Here is a 17,309-nt window from a genome sequence, read left to right as displayed (position 1 = left end):
TCACTTTTCTTCAAAAAGCCACTGGACAAAACCGCTAACAATTGTTGTACTGATACCCGACACAGCATTTGTGTCCAATTTTCATGTAAAGGTAATTTTGATGTCTAAGATTAAAGGTAACGTTAAGTGGTTTAATGAGTCCAAAGGATTCGGTTTCATTACTCCGGAAGATGGCAGCAAAGACGTGTTCGTACACTTCTCTGCAATCCAGAGCAATGGTTTCAAAACTCTGGCTGAAGGTCAGCGCGTTGAGTTTGAAATCACTAACGGTGCCAAAGGCCCTTCTGCTGCTAACGTAATCGCTCTGTAATTCAGACGAGACAGCAAGAATTTCAAAACCCGCTCACCGAGCGGGTTTTTTTCGTTTTCAGCTCAGCTAAACATGTACAGTTTCAGAAAGCTGGCGATAATCAGTATGCCCAACATCACCGCCCCTGCGCTTGCCATTTTCTCTTTCATTCCCACGCCCTCTCAGTCAACTGCCTCAAGGGTGCCTGAGAAAAATTAAGCCAACATTAAGGGCCGTGGTTTTAGTGTGCGTTAATTGCAGAAACTAACCAAAATGCGAGCGCGGTCATCATTAGCGAGCCCAGCAGATTGACCGCGACGTTCAGCAGCGCCCAGGCGGCGCGGCCATCCTGTAACAGGAACACCACTTCCGCCGAGAAGGTTGAGAACGTGGTCAGCCCGCCGCAGAAGCCGGTGGTGATCAATAATTTCCACACCGGATCGATGTGAGTCATCCTGTTGAACCACGCCAGCCCCAGGCCAATAATAAAGGCACCCGTGAGATTCGCTGCCAGCGTGCCGAACGGGATTTGCTGATGCAGCAGATTAAACCGCATGCTCAACAGCCAGCGCGCCACGCTTCCTGTGCCCCCACCGATAAAAACGGCTAAAAGTAGTTGAAACACGAACAATACCTGCTGTTTGATGTGTAAGGGCTATGAGTGTAACGCCGTTTGAGGCAGGGGGAAAATATGTACGTGGCGGTTGGACAATTTGCAGTAACGGCGGAGTGGCAAAAAAATGCCGAAACCTGCGTGTCGCTGATGGCGCAGGCGGCAGAGCAGGGGGCATCGCTGCTGGTGCTGCCCGAAGCGCTGCTGGCACGTGATGATAACGATCCCGACCTCTCTGTAAAGTCTGCCCAGCAGCTCGACGGTGGCTTTCTGACGCGGTTGCTGGAGGAGAGCGCACGTAATCACCTGACTACGGTACTGACCGTACATGTTCCTTCAAGCGCAGGCAGAGCCATTAACACCCTTGTCGCCCTGCGCGACGGCAGGATCGTTGCGCAGTACGCCAAACTCCATCTTTATGATGCGTTCAGTATTCAGGAGTCCCGTCTGGTTGATGCGGGCTCGGTTGTGCCGCCGCTGATTGAGATCGACGGCATCCATCTGGGGCTAATGACCTGCTACGATTTGCGCTTCCCGGAGATGGCATTGAATCTGGCGCTGGCGGGAGCTGAGGTATTGGTTTTACCTGCGGCATGGGTCAGAGGGCCGCTCAAGGAGCACCACTGGTCAACGCTTCTGGCGGCCCGGGCGCTGGATACAACCTGCTATGTGATCGCAGCAGGCGAGTGCGGCAATAAGAATATCGGTCAGAGCCGCATTATCGATCCCCTGGGCGTGACCATTGCAGCCGCAGCTGAAGGCCCGGCACTGTTGCTGGCTGAGATCGACCGGGAGCGCATCATCAAGGTGCGCCAGCAGTTGCCGGTCCTGCGCAACCGACGTTTCGCGCCACCGCAATTATTGTGAGTTTTTTAAACAACGCTTGATTCACCTTGTTACAGATTGCTATTGTGTGCGGGCGCCAAATGACCGTTAATAAGGTCGGGTTTTTAAGGCGCGAAATGCAGCCTGTTTACGTCAAGAAGGTATCTATGGGTGAGATTAGTATTACCAAACTGCTGGTGGTAGCCGCACTGGTTGTCCTGCTGTTTGGTACCAAAAAATTACGTACGCTGGGCGGAGACCTGGGTGCTGCCATCAAAGGCTTTAAAAAGGCGATGAACGAGGATGACGCAACGGCGAAAAGAAGTGCCGACGCGGATATCACTGCCGAGAAGCTCTCTCACAAAGAGTAACGGCAACGCGTTAAAGCGTTTGATAAAAAAAACCGGCCTGTAAGCCGGTTTTTTTATGGGTGAACTGTAAACTTTTGTGACGGGTTTACTTCACCTCTTCGCCTTTCGCCTGCATATCGGCGTGATAAGACGAACGCACAAACGGACCACAGGCTGCGTGGGTGAAGCCCATTGCCATCGCTTCGGCTTTCATCTCGTCAAACTCTTCCGGGCTCACGTAGCGCTGCACTGGCAGGTGGTGACGGCTTGGCTGCAAATACTGGCCCAGCGTCAGCATGGTGACGCCATGACGACGCAGATCGCGCATCACCTCAACGATCTCTTCGTTGGTTTCACCCAGCCCGACCATCAGACCCGATTTCGTCGGGATATCCGGATGGGCTTCTTTAAAGCGCTCCAGCAGCTTCAGTGACCAGTTGTAATCTGCACCCGGGCGCACCTGACGATAGAGGCGCGGTACGTTTTCCAGGTTGTGGTTAAAGACATCTGGCGGGTTGGCATTAAGAATCTCCAGCGCGCGATCCATACGGCCACGGAAGTCCGGAACCAGCGTCTCAATCTTAATGGACGGGCTTTTCTCACGGATGGCAGTAATGCAGTCAGCAAAGTGCTGAGCGCCGCCGTCGCGCAGATCGTCACGGTCGACAGAGGTGATAACCACATAGCGCAACGCCATATCAGCAATGGTCTGCGCCAGTTTCTGGGGTTCATTGACGTCCGGGGCGACAGGACGTCCGTGGGCAACGTCACAGAATGGGCAACGGCGGGTACAGATTGCGCCGAGGATCATGAAGGTCGCGGTGCCGTGGTTGAAACATTCAGCGAGGTTCGGGCAGGAGGCTTCTTCACAAACGGAGTGAAGGCCGTTTTTGCGCATCGCCGCTTTAATTCCCTGAATACGCGAAGAGTCCGCCGGAAGTTTAATTTTCATCCATGCCGGTTTTCTTAACAGCGCTTCGCGCTCCGTAGCCACGTTTTTAACCGGGATTAGGGCCATTTTATCGGCATCGCGGTATTTAACACCGCGTTCCATCACAATGGGTTTACTCATAGCGTGCGTCTTCCAGTTGCGAATATCGAAGGAAAGCGTTTCAATTCAAGGGAATGTTGTATTTATCAACTATTTTTGAACGAACGACAGGCAGTATATCATTGATACGGACGATAAAGCAGCCTGCCCGGTCGCCAAATTGTAAAATAGTTGTTGTTTTGAGCCTTTTATGCGGAATAACCCGCTTTTATGGATGAGGATAAGGCTTAAAAGGCCTGGCGGATGACGTTGATGAGATTTTCCAGCACCGGGTCGCGCAGGCTCAGCTTGTTGTAATACAGCGAGATTTCTACGCATTCAGCATTGAGCGGGGCGAAGGGGATCTGCTCCAGCGGCCAGCAATGGCGTACCAGGTTAAACAGGCGCTCCGGGATGATACCAATCAGATCGCTGTTGCCGATCAGGGCGGCAATCGTAAAAAGATTGTAACTGCTGAAGTTGACCTGCTTTTCCGGGAATATGTCGTTAATGCGTTGTCGCAGCCCATTCAGGTTTTGGCCTTCCAGCGTGAGCAGCGTTTGCTCATAGTGCTGCAAATTGTCTACCGTTGCGGCCTGGCTCAGCGCCGGATGGTCTTTACGGCAGATTAGCAGCAGTCTGTCGGCGAAAAGTACGTGGTGGCTCAGGGCGCGGGCATTCAGGGAATTGCTGTCCACAATCAGATCGGACTGGAACTGCCCTAACTGCGTCTCGGCGTCAACGATCGAAATATTACGCAGCATCAGGTGTGGCGCATGGATCTTCACGGCCTGGTAGATTGGCGGCAGAACCAGAGCGCCTACGGTCGGGGTCGTGCCAATGGTGATAGTGCGCTGCTTATCGTAGCTGCCGGTAAGATCCAGCGCCCCGAGAATCGATTCCAGCCCCTGGCTGATATATTCGTGCAGATGTGTGGCGTAGGCGGTGGGGGTCACCCCCTGGCCTTTACGAATAAACAGCGGATCGGGAAAAATTGTCCGTAATTTTTAAATGGACTGACTAATTGCCGAGGGAGTGAGATTCAGAATTTTCGCAGCATTAACGATCCCTTTATGAACATATACCGCCTCAAAAATCGTCAATAAGTTGAGATCGATATTACGTAAAGTCCGAAAAATTTGCGGTTTTGCATCACTGCCGATTTCACTCAAGCGCTTTTCTGGAAGTTTATTATTATCCACGCTATCCCTCCATATATATTCACGATATAAATAATAGTTGAATTTAAATAATGTGCTTATTGAGATGGGTAAACAGGTTCTGTTAATTGAGGTTCTTTACATTAACTCTTTGAATTACATTGTTTTCGATCAGGCGTGACTGCGCCAGTCGGCAGGCCATGCCGACGCGGAAAAACAGGTGAAACGCGAATGTGCAGACGTGTTGCAGGCGTTTTGAAAATATAGAAATCAGGGGGTGTTGTAAAGGATAAATGGTTCAAATAAGACTGGCTCATCAAATAAATGAGCCAGTCGGGAAAGAGAATTAAGCAGCAATATATTTATGAGGTGGATTATTTAGCAGTGCTAAAATAGAGTTAACCAAATGTGGGCGCGCCACCTCGGGCGTAATGTCCTTGACCCACTCACACATTTGCGCCATCTCCATCCCGGCATAACCGCAAGGGTTAATGCGCTGAAAAGGCGAAAGATCCATATTGATGTTTAATGCCAGACCGTGAAAAGAGCACCCTTTACGAATTCGCAGACCAAGGGAGCATATCTTTCTTTCACCGACATAGACGCCGGGAGCGTCCGCCCGCGGGTGCGCATCAATATCAAATTCAGCCAGCGTGTTAACCACTGTCTGTTCCAGCAGCGTCACCAGCTCGCGCACGCCGAGCTTTCTGCGTTTCAGGTTAAGCAGAACATACATCACCTGCTGGCCCGGCCCGTGATAGGTAATCTGTCCGCCACGATCGCTCTGGATAACCGGTATATCCCCAGGCATCAACAGATGCTCAGCTTTGCCTGCCTGGCCCTGGGTAAAGACGGGGGGATGCTCTACCAGCCAGATCTCATCCGGCGTGTTCTCGTCGCGTGTGTCAGTAAATTCATGCATAGCCTGGGAGACAGGTTCATAGGGCTGCAGCCCAAGCTGGCGAACGAGAAGGGTGTCCTGATACAAAACGATCTCTCCGAACGAAGGAACAAACTGTAGCGGGGAGTATATCACAGAGGGGAAGCAGGTTACCCGGCGATGCGGGTAACCGAAAGGCGTTAAAGCACCATACGAACGATATCGATATTGCCGAGCTCTTCGTACAGGGTCTCGACTTGTTCAATATGCGTGGCCGTGATGGTGATCGACACAGAGTGGTAGTTACCTTTGCTGCTTGGTTTCACCGTCGGAGAGTAGTCTCCTGGCGCATGGCGCTGTACCACCTCAACCACCTGATCAACCAGCTCAGGCAACGCCTGTCCCATTACTTTGTAAGTAAAAGGAGTAGGGAATTCAAGCAGTTCATTAAGTTTGGTTTTCATGGGAGCTCCGGCAGTACGTCAAAAAAATAATAACTCCCACATCAGGTGGGAGTTATCAGGTTACATAGTATATGGGGACAGAAATCACACTTTCAAGTGTTCAATTCTTAACCAAACCAGTGATGGAACATCAATTTAATGTAATCAATGATTTTGCCGAAGAAATTGCCTTCAGGGATTTCATCCAGCACCACCAGTGGGCGCTGATCGATGGTTTTACCATCGAGCTGGAAGTTGATGGTGCCGACAACCTGGTTTTTCTTCAGCGGGGCGTGCAGCTCGCTGGCGTTCAGCACATAGCTGGCCTTCAGATCTTTCATGCGTCCACGAGGAATGGTCAGGTAGAGATCTTTATCTACACCCAGGGAGGCACGATCGTTATTACCGAACCAGACCGGCTCAGAAGCAAACTCTTTACCTGCTTTCAGCGGGTTAACGGTTTCGAAGAAGCGGAAGCCCCAGGTCAGCAGCTTCTTGCTCTCAGTCTCGCGTCCTTTAAAGGTACGACCACCCATCACGGCAGAAATAAGACGCATCTGGCCTTCCGTCGCCGAGGCGACCAGGTTGTAACCCGCTTTTTCAGTGTGGCCGGTTTTGATGCCGTCAACGTTCAGGCTGTTGTCCCACAGCAGGCCGTTACGGTTGGTCTGACGAATACCGTTAAAGGTGAACTCTTTCTCTTTGTAGATGGTGTATTCGTTCGGTACGTCACGGATCAGCGCCTGACCAATCAGCGCCATATCGCGCGCAGAGCTGTACTGACCTTCAGCATCCAGGCCGTGAACCGTCTGGAAGTGGCTGTTTTTCAGACCCAGCGCGCTCACGTAGCTGTTCATCAGGCCGACGAAGGCATCCTGGCTGCCAGCCGCAAAGTCTGCCATCGCCACGCAGGCATCGTTACCGGACTGCAGGTTGATGCCGCGGATCAGCTGAGAGACAGGCACCTGCATACCCGGTTTCAGGAACATCAAAGATGAGCCCTTAAATACCGGGTTGCCGGTAGCCCATGCATCGTTACCGATGGTGACCAGGTCGGTCTCTTTGAATTTACCTGCTTTCATGGCCTGACCGATGACATAGCTGGTCATCATTTTGGTCAGACTGGCCGGATCGCGTCGTGCATCAGCGTTCTGTTCAGCCAACACTTTGCCGGAGTTGTAGTCGATCAGGATGTAGGATTCCGCGTCGATCTGCGGAACGCCTGGGATCATGGTCTTGATATTCAGGTCATCGGCGTGAGCAACAGAGAGCGTGGCAGCGCAAAGCGCCGTAGTGAGCGCCATGCGCTGCATAAAACGAGCGGAGAAAGTGGTCTTCATGGTCAGAACAACGACATCCGTGATGGAATTAAAAAAAGTGCCTTACTATAGCAAATGCTATACAGGCAGGCATCCGACTTTCAGCATGAGAATGTGAATCATCATGACAAAAACTGACAATTCGGATACCGCCGATTATCATTTTGCAACAGCGATAAATGACTGTAACTGCGCTTCATTCTGCAGGCGCTGCTGCAACGCGGCGGCCTCAGATTTGCTGGCAAACGGGCCTAACTGGATACGCCAGACTGCACCATTTTGCTCAACACGACCCGGAACACCAAACTGCTGGCCGAGGCGCTGCTGATACTGCTGCGCACGTGCCCGATCGCTGACTGCGCCAACCTGCACGACATAGCCACCGGCCTGGGCAGGGGCGGAAACGGGGGCCGTAACCGGCGCCTGAGTCGGAGCGGAAACTGGTGCAGTGACCGGAGCCGTCTGGTTCACCGGCGCGGTGACGACCGGCTGCGGCGCTGGCGGTTCGCTGCCTTCCAGTACACCTGGCGCAAGCGTGGTGGGTGCGCCGAGGAAGCCGCTGCTGCTGACCGGTGCGCCCATGCTGTCTTCGCTTTTCAGCGTGTCGTTACTGATGGGGCGCACGTCACTCTGCGCCGCAGGTTCGGAAACGGACGACGCGCTACCCATACCGCCGCTCAGATCGGGACGCGCGGGCAGGGCATAAGTCTGTTTTGCCACGGTAGTACAGGCCATACCCGGGCCGGAGAGCGAACCGTCCTGGGCGACAATAATCGGGTCGATCCGCACTTTGGTATTGTTTGACGTGTTCAGGCGGTCTGCCGCGGCGCGCGAAAGCGAGATGACGCGATCGTTGCCGTAAGGGCCCCGGTCATTAATACGCACCACGATCATCCGGCCATTCGCCAGGTTGGTGATACGCGCATAGCTCGGGATCGGCAGGGTCGGATGCGCAGCCGTAAGCTGCATTGGATCAAACACTTCACCGGATGCGGTCAGGTTGCTTCCCGGCTCGGCATCATAAATAGCCGCCAGGCCTGCCTGACTGAAGCGGGAAAGATCCTGGACGATTTTGTAGCTCTTACCGTCTCGCTCGTAATCCTGGTTCGCGGTAGCGCTGAGCGGTTCAAAGCGCGGATCGGCTCCGCTGATCTCAACCACCGGACCATTACATACTGCCGGCTGCGGCGGTGCGACGGTCGCTTGCTGCTGACCATCGTCACTTGTACAGGCTGCCAGTAAACTCACTGCGATGCAGATCCCAGACCACTGCTTACGCATTGCGTGCCCCTTATACGCTTTTTGACAACATTTTTCTGTGTGTGTGGATCGACATGACGATCCCGAACCCGGCCATCAGAACGATCAGGGCCGAGCCTCCGTAACTCACCAGGGGAAGCGGTACGCCTACCACCGGCAGAATACCGCTCACCATACCAATATTTACGAAAACATAAACGAATAAAATCAACATCAAGCCACCGGCCATCACGCGGCCAAAGGTGGTTTGCGCCCGGGCGGCTATCCACAATCCACGCATGATCAACAGCAGGTAGAGCGCCAGCAGAATCAAAATCCCCACCAGACCTAACTCTTCGGCCAGTACCGCGAAGATAAAGTCGGTGTGACGTTCAGGCAGAAACTCAAGCTGCGACTGTGTTCCGTGCAGCCAGCCTTTACCGCGCAGGCCGCCAGAGCCGATTGCAATCTTCGACTGTATAATATGATAGCCTGCTCCCAGCGGGTCGCTCTCCGGATCCAGCAGCATCATCACACGCTGACGCTGGTAATCATGCATCAGGAAGAACCACAGAATCGGTACAAAGGCTGCGACCAGCACCACCGCAATGCCGATAAGCCGCCAGCTCAGGCCAGAGAGGAACAGTACAAACAGGCCGGAGAGGGCGATCAGGATTGAGGTGCCGAGGTCTGGCTGCGCCGCCACCAGCAGCGTCGGCAGGAAGATCAGCACCAGCGCGATAGCCGTATTTTTCAGCGACGGCGGACACACATCACGGTTGATAAAGCGCGCCACCATGAGGGGGACGGCGATTTTCGCAATCTCTGAGGGCTGAAAACGCACGATACCCAGGTCGAGCCAGCGCTGCGCGCCTTTCGAAATCGCCCCGAACGCATCGACCGCCACCAGCAGAATAATACAGAAGATGTAGAGATAGGGGGCCCAGCCTTCGTAGACGCGCGGCGGGATCTGCGCCATCACCACCATGATGATCAGACCCATGGTGATCTGGCCGATCTTGCGTTCGGTCATCCCGAGGTCCTGGCCGCTGGCGCTCCAGATGACCAGGGCGCTATAAACCAGCAGCGCCAGCAGGATCAGCAGCATGGCCGGGTCGATGTGGATCTTGTCCCACAGCGATTTTTTATTCGGATTATCCGTCACGATTATTGGTCCTCCGCGCCGGCGGCAGCCGGGCTCTCGCTCGGCAGGTCAGTGTTGTTGTCACCCAGCATAATGTGGTCAAGGATCTGGCGCATAATGGTGCCGACCGCCGGGCCGGCACCGCCGTTTTCCAGAATGATCGACACAGCAACCTGTGGGTTCTCATAAGGGGCAAACGCAATCATCAGCTTATGGTCACGCAGACGTTCAGCAATTTTGTGTGCGTTATAGGTTTCGTTCGCCTTCAGGCCGAAGACCTGCGCAGTACCGGATTTGGCAGCAATTTTGTACGGTGCGCCGGCAAAGTACTTATGGGCCGTACCGTTCGCGCGGTTAGCAACGCCGTACATCCCGTCTTTGGCAATTTCCCAGTAACCGGAGTGGATGTCTCCCACCGGCGGTTCATGGGGCTGCGCCCACGGCACTTTTTTGCCATCTTCGACGGTGCTCATTAGCAGGTGCGGCACTTTCACCACCCCGTCGTTGATAAGGATCATCAGCGCTTTGTTCATCTGGATCGGGGTCGCGGTCCAGTAGCCCTGGCCGATGCCTACCGGAATGGTGTCACCCTGATACCACGGCTTTTTAAAGCGTTTCAGCTTCCATTCTCGGGTTGGCATGTTACCGGAACGCTCTTCGGCCAGGTCGATACCGGTGTAATGGCCATAGCCAAATTTGCCCATCCATTCCGAGAGACGGTCGATGCCCATATCGTAGGCCACCTGGTAGAAGAAGGTGTCTGCCGACTCCTCCAGCGATTTGGTGACGTTCAGATGACCGTGCCCCCACTTTTTCCAGTCGCGGTAGCGTTTTTCAGAGCCCGGCAGCTGCCACCAGCCCGGGTCGAAGAGACCGGTGTTGCGGGTGATGACCCCGGCGCTCAGGGCCGAGACCGCCACGTACGGTTTCACCGTTGACGCAGGCGGATAGACCCCCTGGGTCGCGCGGTTGACCAGCGGCGTATTCGGGTCGTTGAGCAGGCCAGAATAGTCTTTGCTGGAGATGCCATCCACAAACAGGTTCGGGTCATAGCTCGGGGTTGAAACCAGCGACAGAATGCTGCCGGTGCGCGGATCGGTGACAATTACCGCCGCACGACTGCCTGCCAGCAGGGTTTCGATATACTGCTGGAGCTTAAGATCCAGGGTCAGATAGATGTCATGTCCGGCCTGCGGCGGCACCTCTTTCAACTGACGGATCACCCTTCCCCGGTTGTTAACCTCAACTTCTTCATAACCGGTCTGGCCGTGGAGAACGTCTTCGTAATAACGCTCAATACCCAGCTTGCCGATATCGTGCGTTGCCGCGTAGTTGGCGAGCTTGCCATCTTTATCCAGCCTGTCGACATCTTTATCGTTGATTTTCGAGACATAGCCGATAACGTGAGTTAGCGCAGAGCCGTACGGATAGAAGCGACGTTTGTAGCCTTTAACTTCCACGCCGGGGAAGCGGTACTGGTTCACGGCGAAGCGGGCAACCTGCACTTCGGTGAGGTTGGTTTTTACCGGGATCGAGGTAAAGCGGTGCGAGCGTGAGCGCTCTTTTTTGAAGGCGGCGATATCGTCATCAGTAAGATCGACCACGTTGCGCAGCGCATCAAGCGTCTGCTGCACGTTATCGACCTTCTCCGGCATCATTTCAATCTGGTAGATGGTGCGGTTCAGCGCCAGCGGCGTACCGTTGCGGTCATAGATGATGCCGCGACTGGGGGCGATGGGAACAAGTTTGATGCGGTTTTCGTTGGAGCGGGTCTGGTAATCGGTAAAACGGACAATCTGCAGATTATAGAGGTTGGCGATCAGCACGCCAGTCAGCAGCAAAATCCCCAAAAAGGCGACCAGCGCCCGGCGCACAAACAGCGCGGACTCAGCCGTATAGTCGCGAAAAGAATTCTGTAGTTTCATCCGCTGCTTAATTTATCCAGGACTTAATCATTACTCACGGTGATAAGGGTGGTTGGTCGTGATGCTCCACGCGCGGTAGAGGCTTTCAGCAACCAGAACCCGAACCAGCGGGTGGGGGAGCGTCAGCGCGGAGAGAGACCAACTCTGTTCTGCTGCCGCTTTGCAGGCGGGGGATAACCCCTCCGGTCCGCCAATTAACAGGCTGACGTCGCGACCGTCCTGCTTCCAGCGTTCCAGCTCAACCGCCAGTTGCGGCGTATCCCAGGGTTTGCCCGGAATATCGAGAGTGACGATGCGGTTTTTACCGGCAGCAGCCAGCATCAGTTCACCCTCTTTATCGAGAATACGTTTGATATCCGCGTTTTTACCGCGCTTGCCAGCGGGGATCTCCACCAGCTCGAACGGCATGTCTTTTGGAAAACGACGCAGATATTCAGTAAACCCCGTTTGTACCCAGTCGGGCATTTTTGTACCGACGGCTACCAGTTGCAGCTTCACGCATTAACCCCAGAGTTTTTCCAGCTCATACAGGCGACGGCTCTCTTCCTGCATGACGTGGACAATCACATCGCCAAGGTCAACGACGACCCAGTCAGCGGTCGCTTCGCCTTCAACGCCGAGCGGCATCATGCCGGCAGCGCGAGACTCCTGAACCACATGATCGGCGATGGAGGCAACATGGCGCGTAGAAGTGCCGGTGCAGATAATCATGCAATCGGTGATGCTTGATTTGCCCTGAACGTCGATGGCAATGATGTCCTGACCTTTCAGATCATCAATTTTGTCGATAACAAAATCCTGGAGTGCTTTACCCTGCAAGTTTTCCCCCTGGGAGAGTGAGATTGAACAACTATAAATTCGTAGCCAGACAGTATACCTGAACTGGCTGCAGTGTCGGGACAAATGTCACCGGACGGGCATGAGAAGGCGGGTATCATCCCACCCTCAGCCGAAGATTGCATCGCCATTTTTGTAAAACAGTTTTTGTAAAACAGTGCTGGCGGGAAGTCTGGCAGCGGAGGATATCAGCCTGGTCGGGGGTGTCAATGGCGAGAGCGCGAATGGCGCGCTTTTTCTCCCGGGCGCCAGTCAGTTGCTGCTTTTCTGATACAACCCCTGCTGTTGAATATAACGCAACACCGGCATCGGTAACATCTCATCACAGGGGAGCCCCTGCTGCAGGCGCTGGCGGATAAGTGTGGCTGAGATATCAAACCAGGGCGTCTCCGCGAGGTAAATTTTGCCGGCAGGCTGGTTGTGCAGATCTTCAGATTGATAAGTGAGGTGCTGCTCCAGCCACAGCTGATGCCGCTCCTCTTTCATCGCCAGGGGATAGCCTGGCCGACGGCAGACGATTAAATGGCTGTTATCGAGGATTGTTTCGTACTGATACCAGCTCGGGAAATTGAGCAGCGAGTCCTGGCCGATAATAAAGGCCAGCGGTTTTTCCGGCCCCTGTTCGCGTCGCCACTCCTCTAGCGTCTGCGCCGTATAGGAGGGGCTGTTCCGGCGCAGCTCGCGCTCATCAAGAACAAACAGCGGTTTATCGGCGATCGCCAGCTCCAGCATCTGTTTGCGCTGGGCGGGGGTAGCCTCGGGCTGCGGGCGATGCGGCGGCACGTTGTTCGGCATAATAGTGACGCATTGCAGGCCAATCTGGTTGGCCAGGATCTCGACCGGTTTCAGATGCCCGTAATGTACCGGGTCAAAGGTGCCGCCATAGAGTGCCTGTAGAGAGTGCATCTCTTACCCTTCTATAAAAATGTCTGCCAGCGCCTTGTGGCACAGCAGCAGAGAAAGGCTTTCCAGCTCAGACCAGATCGACTGACCGTAATCCTGCTTCAGAGTCAGTTCGGTGCGTGTCAGAAGCTGAACGGCCTGGCGCAGCTGTTCCGGGCTCAGCCGGTTCAGGGCTTCGGTGGTCATGACGCGGCGGTTCTGCCAGACCCGGTGTTTATCAAACAGCGCGCGCAAAGGCGTATGCGCTGACTGGCGTTTAAGCGTCACCAGCAGCAGCAGTTCCCGCTGTAAGGTTCGCAGCAGAATCACCGGCTCGCTGCCTTCGAGACGCAGCTGCTGCAGGATATGCAGAGCGCGTTTGCTCTTAGCGGACAGCAGGGCATCGACCCAGTGGAAAGGGGTAAAGTGCGCCGCGTCGTTAACTGCCTGCTCAACGCGCGGTAAGGTCAGTTTGCCATCGGGCCAGAGCAGCGCCAGCCGCTCCAGAGCCTGGGCCAGCGCCAGCAGATTACCTTCGTAACAGTAACAAAGGAGCTGATTGGCCGCGTCATCCAGCTGCAGATTGCGCTGCTTTGCCCGGGCTGCCACCCATTTTGGCAGATGCGCCTGCTCCGGTGTCTGGCAGGTCACCAGCACCGAATGGTTTGCCAGCGCCGGAAACCAGGCGGCATTTTCCTGGGCTTTGGTCAGTTTATTACCGCGAACGATCAGCAGCAGATCGCTGTGCAGCAGGCTAACCAGCGTGGCAAGCTGTTCGTTGATCGCCGCGTTAGGGCCATTTTCCGGGAGCTGGATAAGCAGCGTTTGCCGGGCAGCAAACAGGCTCATGGCCTGGCAAAGGGAGAAAATCTCCTGCCAGTCGGTGCTGTTATCCAGGGTGAAACTGTGGTGCTCCTCAAAGCCCTGAGTGGCCGCAAACTGACGCACGGCGTCCTGGCTTTCCTGGAGCAGCAGCGGATCGTTTCCGAGAAGCAGATACGCCGCGCGCAGCCCTTCATTGAGCTGCGCGCGGAGTTGTTCAGGGTACAACCTGAGCATTACTGACCCAGCGTCGTGGAGACGCGCGAGGAGGATGCCGTTGGCTGAGCAGCAGGCTGAGCTTTCAGGTCATTCTCTTTTTCAGCAGTCTGGACGCTCGGCAGCTTACGGATCAGCTGTTCCGCCGCCTTGTCGTACATTTCGTTGATGATAATGGTCTGCTCTGCGTCTTTCGCCAGTGCCGTCTGCGGGTTATCGAAGAACGAACGGTAGACCTTGGTGCTGATAGGGTAAATGTCGCTACCCGGGATCAGTACCGCAGCGTGCACTTCCATCACCATCTGGTATTCCGCAGTACGACCATCCTGGAAGATGGAGGCGGTATCCTGGCTCAGGGTAGAGTTCAGGATGCGGAACGATGGGATGTCCTGGCGCAGCGTACCTTTTTCGATCAGTTCAACGCCGTTAAGACGCAGCTGGTTACGAATGGCACGGCTAAGCGGACCATTTGGATCGCCCGAATCGAAAATCATCGTTTTCATCTGCTCCGGCACCTGTGTGGTGTTACGCAGATGCCAGCCACATCCGGCGGTGACCAGCACCGCCAGCGATAACAGTAATGTTGCCAGTTGTCGCACGCTTCCTCCCGCGCTTAGCCAACGACCAGGTTCAGCAGTTTACCAGGCACGTAGATCACTTTACGTACGGTAACGCCATCAAGATACTTCGCCACCAGAGTTTCCTGGCCAGCACGCTCGCGGACCTGCTCTTCGGTTGCATCAACCGGAACAGTAATCTTACCGCGAACTTTACCGTTGACCTGCACGACGACCAGCGTGGTGTTTTCCACCATTGCGGATTCATCAGCCATCGGCCACGGCGCATTGTCGATATCGCCTTCGCCGTTCAGCTCCTGCCACAGGGTGAAGCTGACGTGCGGGGTGAACGGGTTCAACATACGTACCACTGCCAGCAGCGCTTCACGCATGATGGCGCGATCCTGCTCGCCCTCCTGCGGGGCTTTCGCCAGCTTGTTCATCAATTCCATAATAGCCGCAATTGCGGTATTGAAGGTCTGACGGCGACCAATATCATCGGTCACTTTGGCAATCGTTTTATGCACATCGCGACGCAGCGCCTGCTGATCTTCCGTCAGCGCCGCGGTATTCAGTGCCGGTGCGTCACCCTGAGCGGTGTGCTCGTAAACCAGTTTCCAGACACGTTTCAGGAAGCGGTTAGCCCCTTCCACGCCGGACTCCTGCCATTCCAGAGTCATATCCGCCGGCGAGGCGAACATCATGAACAGGCGCACGGTATCGGCACCGTAGCGCTCAACCATCACCTGCGGGTCAATGCCGTTGTTTTTGGACTTCGACATTTTGCTCATGCCGGTATAAACCAGCTCGTGGCCCGCGGCATCTTTCGCCTTCACGATACGGCCTTTTTCGTCGCGCTCAACGATGGCATCAACCGGGGAGACCCAGTTACGCTCGCCGTTTGCGCCCACGTAGTAGAAGGCGTCGGCCAGCACCATGCCCTGACACAGCAGCTGTTTGGCTGGCTCGTCAGAGTTCACCAGGCCCGCGTCGCGCATCAGCTTGTGGAAGAAGCGGAAGTAGAGCAGGTGCATGATGGCGTGTTCGATACCGCCAATGTAGATATCTACCGGCAGCCAGTAGTTTGCGGCTTTGGAATCCAGCATGCCTTCCTGATGCTGCGGGCAGGTATAACGCGCATAGTACCAGGAGGACTCCATGAAGGTGTCGAAGGTGTCGGTTTCACGCAGCGCAGGCATACCGTTTACGGTAGTCTTCGCCCACTCAGGGTCGGCTTTGATTGGGCTGGTGATGCCGTCCATGACCACATCTTCCGGCAGGATCACCGGGAGTTGATCTTCTGGCGTTGGCATAACGGTACCGTCTTCCAGCGTCACCATCGGGATTGGCGCACCCCAGTAACGCTGACGGGAAACGCCCCAGTCGCGCAGACGGTAGTTTACTTTACGCTCGCCAACGCCAAGTTCCGCCAGTTTGTCGGCGATGGCGTTGAAGCCCTCTTCGAAGCTCAGGCCGCTGAATTCACCGGAGTTGAACAGGGTGCCTTTTTCGGTCAATGCCTGTTCGGACAGGTCAGGCTCGCTGCCATCTGCTGCCAGGATAACCGGCTTGATCGCCAGGTTGTATTTGGTGGCAAACTCATAGTCGCGCTGATCGTGACCCGGAACCGCCATGACAGCGCCCGTACCGTATTCCATCAGCACGAAGTTGGCGACCCAGACCGGGATTGCTTCGCCGGTCAGCGGGTGTTTGGCGTAGAAACCGGTGGCAACGCCTTTTTTCTCCATCGTCGCCATGTCGGCTTCGGCCACTTTAGTGTTGCGGCATTCGTCGATGAAGGTCGCCAGTTCCGGATTGTTCTCTGCCGCTTTCTGCGCCAGCGGGTGACCTGCGGCCACGGCCAGGTAGGTCGCGCCCATGAAGGTGTCCGGACGGGTGGTGTAAACGGTCAGTTTCCGATCGTAGTTTTCAACGTTAAAGGTGATTTCCACCCCTTCAGAACGCCCGATCCAGTTACGCTGCATGGTCTTCACGGTATCTGGCCAGTGGTCCAGATTATCCAGATCGTTCAGCAGTTCGTCGGCGTAAGCGGTGATTTTGATAAACCACTGCGGGATCTCTTTGCGCTCAACTTTGGTGTCGCAGCGCCAGCAGCAGCCGTCGATAACCTGTTCGTTCGCCAGAACGGTCTGATCGTTCGGGCACCAGTTAACGGCGGACGTTTTTTTGTAGACCAGCCCTTTTTTGTAGAGCTCGGTGAAGAACTTCTGCTCCCAGCGGTAATACTCCGGGGTGCAGGTCGCCAGCTCGCGGCTCCAGTCATAGCCAAAGCCCAGCATCTTGAGCTGGTTTTTCATGTAGGCGATGTTGTCGTAGGTCCATGGCGCCGGCGCGGTGTTGTTTTTTACCGCAGCCCCTTCAGCAGGCAGACCAAACGCATCCCAGCCGATAGGCTGCAGCACGTTTTTACCCAGCATACGCTGATAGCGGGCGATCACATCACCAATGGTGTAGTTACGCACGTGGCCCATGTGTAGTCGGCCAGAAGGATAGGGAAGCATCGACAGGCAGTAATACTTCTCTTTGCTCTCGTCTTCGGTGACTTCAAAAGTGCGCTTCTCGTCCCAGTGTTGCTGGACTTTCGATTCTATCTCTTCCGGGCGGTATTGCTCTTGCATGGCAGCCAGTGGTCCTGTGTTCAATACAGCTACAAACGTAGCCAATGGATGTGGTAATTCAGATCCGCATAGCATAGCCCAAACGCCCGCGTCAAAACAGCCTTTACCACTAAAAGCGCCTTGCAGGAATTTACGTAGA

General features: G+C 54.9%; 17 protein-coding genes and 1 pseudogene. 3 read left to right on the top strand and 15 right to left on the bottom strand.

Translation table 11 applies throughout. The features are described from left to right. The first annotated feature begins 100 nt into the window (after positions 1–100). Positions 101–310: a transcription antiterminator/RNA stability regulator CspE gene (gene cspE, locus ACOKCT_RS03440; protein ID WP_002439184.1), complete on the top strand. Its 210-nt coding sequence runs from the start codon at positions 101–103 to the stop codon at positions 308–310. Between the two features lie 220 nt (positions 311–530). Here the strand turns inward: cspE and crcB are convergent, their stop codons facing one another. After that, positions 531–914: a fluoride efflux transporter CrcB gene (gene crcB / locus ACOKCT_RS03435; protein WP_420193156.1), complete on the bottom strand. Its 384-nt coding sequence runs from the start codon at positions 912–914 to the stop codon at positions 531–533. Between the two features lie 66 nt (positions 915–980). On the opposite strand from crcB, the gene ACOKCT_RS03430 reads away from it, so the two are divergent. Next, positions 981–1,769 carry a deaminated glutathione amidase gene (locus ACOKCT_RS03430; RefSeq protein WP_420193155.1) on the top strand — a complete coding sequence of 263 codons (789 nt, stop codon included), beginning with the start codon at positions 981–983 and terminating at the stop codon, positions 1,767–1,769. Positions 1,770–1,894: 125 nt separating this feature from the next. Next, the gene (tatE, locus tag ACOKCT_RS03425; protein WP_103178659.1) at positions 1,895–2,098 is read left to right on the top strand and encodes a twin-arginine translocase subunit TatE; all 204 of its coding nucleotides are present in this window, start codon (positions 1,895–1,897) and stop codon (positions 2,096–2,098) included. 85 nt (positions 2,099–2,183) lie between these two features. On the opposite strand, the gene lipA is transcribed toward tatE, so the two are convergent. From lipA to leuS, 14 genes and pseudogenes are all read right to left on the bottom strand, one after another. Then, positions 2,184–3,149 (bottom strand): lipoyl synthase, encoded by a 966-nt coding sequence (gene lipA, locus ACOKCT_RS03420; protein ID WP_420193154.1) that lies wholly within the window; start codon positions 3,147–3,149, stop codon positions 2,184–2,186. Between the two features lie 206 nt (positions 3,150–3,355). After that, positions 3,356–4,309: pseudogene (locus ACOKCT_RS03415) on the bottom strand (YbeF family transcriptional regulator). Between the two features lie 304 nt (positions 4,310–4,613). Continuing rightward, on the bottom strand, positions 4,614–5,255 hold the full coding sequence (gene lipB / locus ACOKCT_RS03410; protein WP_103178662.1) for a lipoyl(octanoyl) transferase LipB: 642 nt from the start codon (positions 5,253–5,255) through the stop codon (positions 4,614–4,616). Positions 5,256–5,347: 92 nt separating this feature from the next. Continuing rightward, entirely contained in the window at positions 5,348–5,611 is a 264-nt protein-coding gene (gene ybeD, locus ACOKCT_RS03405) for a DUF493 family protein YbeD (protein WP_003022706.1), read from the bottom strand. 107 nt (positions 5,612–5,718) lie between these two features. Continuing rightward, entirely contained in the window at positions 5,719–6,930 is a 1,212-nt protein-coding gene (gene dacA / locus ACOKCT_RS03400) for a D-alanyl-D-alanine carboxypeptidase DacA (protein WP_103178663.1), read from the bottom strand. 138 nt (positions 6,931–7,068) lie between these two features. Further along, complete coding sequence (rlpA, locus tag ACOKCT_RS03395) at positions 7,069–8,190, bottom strand: endolytic peptidoglycan transglycosylase RlpA (RefSeq protein ID WP_420193153.1); 1,122 nt, start codon at positions 8,188–8,190, stop codon at positions 7,069–7,071. 10 nt (positions 8,191–8,200) lie between these two features. After that, on the bottom strand, positions 8,201–9,313 hold the full coding sequence (gene mrdB / locus ACOKCT_RS03390; RefSeq protein ID WP_103178665.1) for a peptidoglycan glycosyltransferase MrdB: 1,113 nt from the start codon (positions 9,311–9,313) through the stop codon (positions 8,201–8,203). A 2-nt stretch (positions 9,314–9,315) separates the two neighbouring features. Next, positions 9,316–11,217: a peptidoglycan DD-transpeptidase MrdA gene (gene mrdA, locus ACOKCT_RS03385; RefSeq protein ID WP_103178666.1), complete on the bottom strand. Its 1,902-nt coding sequence runs from the start codon at positions 11,215–11,217 to the stop codon at positions 9,316–9,318. Positions 11,218–11,247: 30 nt separating this feature from the next. Then, positions 11,248–11,715: a 23S rRNA (pseudouridine(1915)-N(3))-methyltransferase RlmH gene (gene rlmH / locus ACOKCT_RS03380; protein WP_103178667.1), complete on the bottom strand. Its 468-nt coding sequence runs from the start codon at positions 11,713–11,715 to the stop codon at positions 11,248–11,250. Positions 11,716–11,718: 3 nt separating this feature from the next. Further along, a complete protein-coding gene (rsfS, locus tag ACOKCT_RS03375; RefSeq protein ID WP_103178668.1) occupies positions 11,719–12,036 on the bottom strand; it encodes a ribosome silencing factor in 318 nt (105 codons plus the stop codon). Positions 12,037–12,306: 270 nt separating this feature from the next. Next, a complete protein-coding gene (gene nadD, locus ACOKCT_RS03370; protein ID WP_103178670.1) occupies positions 12,307–12,960 on the bottom strand; it encodes a nicotinate-nucleotide adenylyltransferase in 654 nt (217 codons plus the stop codon). Positions 12,961–12,963: 3 nt separating this feature from the next. Beyond that, on the bottom strand, positions 12,964–13,995 hold the full coding sequence (holA, locus tag ACOKCT_RS03365; RefSeq protein ID WP_420193152.1) for a DNA polymerase III subunit delta: 1,032 nt from the start codon (positions 13,993–13,995) through the stop codon (positions 12,964–12,966). After that, positions 13,995–14,573 carry an LPS assembly lipoprotein LptE gene (gene lptE / locus ACOKCT_RS03360; protein ID WP_103178672.1) on the bottom strand — a complete coding sequence of 193 codons (579 nt, stop codon included), beginning with the start codon at positions 14,571–14,573 and terminating at the stop codon, positions 13,995–13,997. Before lptE ends, holA begins: the two co-directional genes overlap by 1 nt. Before the next feature lie 14 nt (positions 14,574–14,587). Then, the gene (leuS, locus tag ACOKCT_RS03355) at positions 14,588–17,170 is read right to left on the bottom strand and encodes a leucine--tRNA ligase (RefSeq protein ID WP_420193151.1); all 2,583 of its coding nucleotides are present in this window, start codon (positions 17,168–17,170) and stop codon (positions 14,588–14,590) included. Between the last annotated feature and the right edge of the window lie 139 nt (positions 17,171–17,309).

The sequence above is a fragment of the Leclercia sp. M-A074-M genome (genome assembly GCF_965195605.1).
GTDB lineage: Bacteria > Pseudomonadota > Gammaproteobacteria > Enterobacterales > Enterobacteriaceae > Enterobacter.
The sequence above is the reverse complement of the archived record's forward strand: the minus strand, read 5'-3'. Positions and strand labels throughout refer to the sequence as shown.

Coding starts and splice junctions, on each gene's coding strand:
- cspE (WP_002439184.1), top strand. CDS start 101: ATGTCTAAGATTAAAGGTAACGTTAAGTGGTTTAATGAGTCCAAAGGA.
- ACOKCT_RS03430 (WP_420193155.1), top strand. CDS start 981: ATGTACGTGGCGGTTGGACAATTTGCAGTAACGGCGGAGTGGCAAAAA.
- tatE (WP_103178659.1), top strand. CDS start 1,895: ATGGGTGAGATTAGTATTACCAAACTGCTGGTGGTAGCCGCACTGGTT.
- lipA (WP_420193154.1), bottom strand. CDS start 3,149: ATGAGTAAACCCATTGTGATGGAACGCGGTGTTAAATACCGCGATGCC.
- ybeD (WP_003022706.1), bottom strand. CDS start 5,611: ATGAAAACCAAACTTAATGAACTGCTTGAATTCCCTACTCCTTTTACT.
- dacA (WP_103178663.1), bottom strand. CDS start 6,930: ATGAAGACCACTTTCTCCGCTCGTTTTATGCAGCGCATGGCGCTCACT.
- rlpA (WP_420193153.1), bottom strand. CDS start 8,190: ATGCGTAAGCAGTGGTCTGGGATCTGCATCGCAGTGAGTTTACTGGCA.
- mrdA (WP_103178666.1), bottom strand. CDS start 11,217: ATGAAACTACAGAATTCTTTTCGCGACTATACGGCTGAGTCCGCGCTG.
- nadD (WP_103178670.1), bottom strand. CDS start 12,960: ATGCACTCTCTACAGGCACTCTATGGCGGCACCTTTGACCCGGTACAT.
- holA (WP_420193152.1), bottom strand. CDS start 13,995: ATGCTCAGGTTGTACCCTGAACAACTCCGCGCGCAGCTCAATGAAGGG.
- leuS (WP_420193151.1), bottom strand. CDS start 17,170: ATGCAAGAGCAATACCGCCCGGAAGAGATAGAATCGAAAGTCCAGCAA.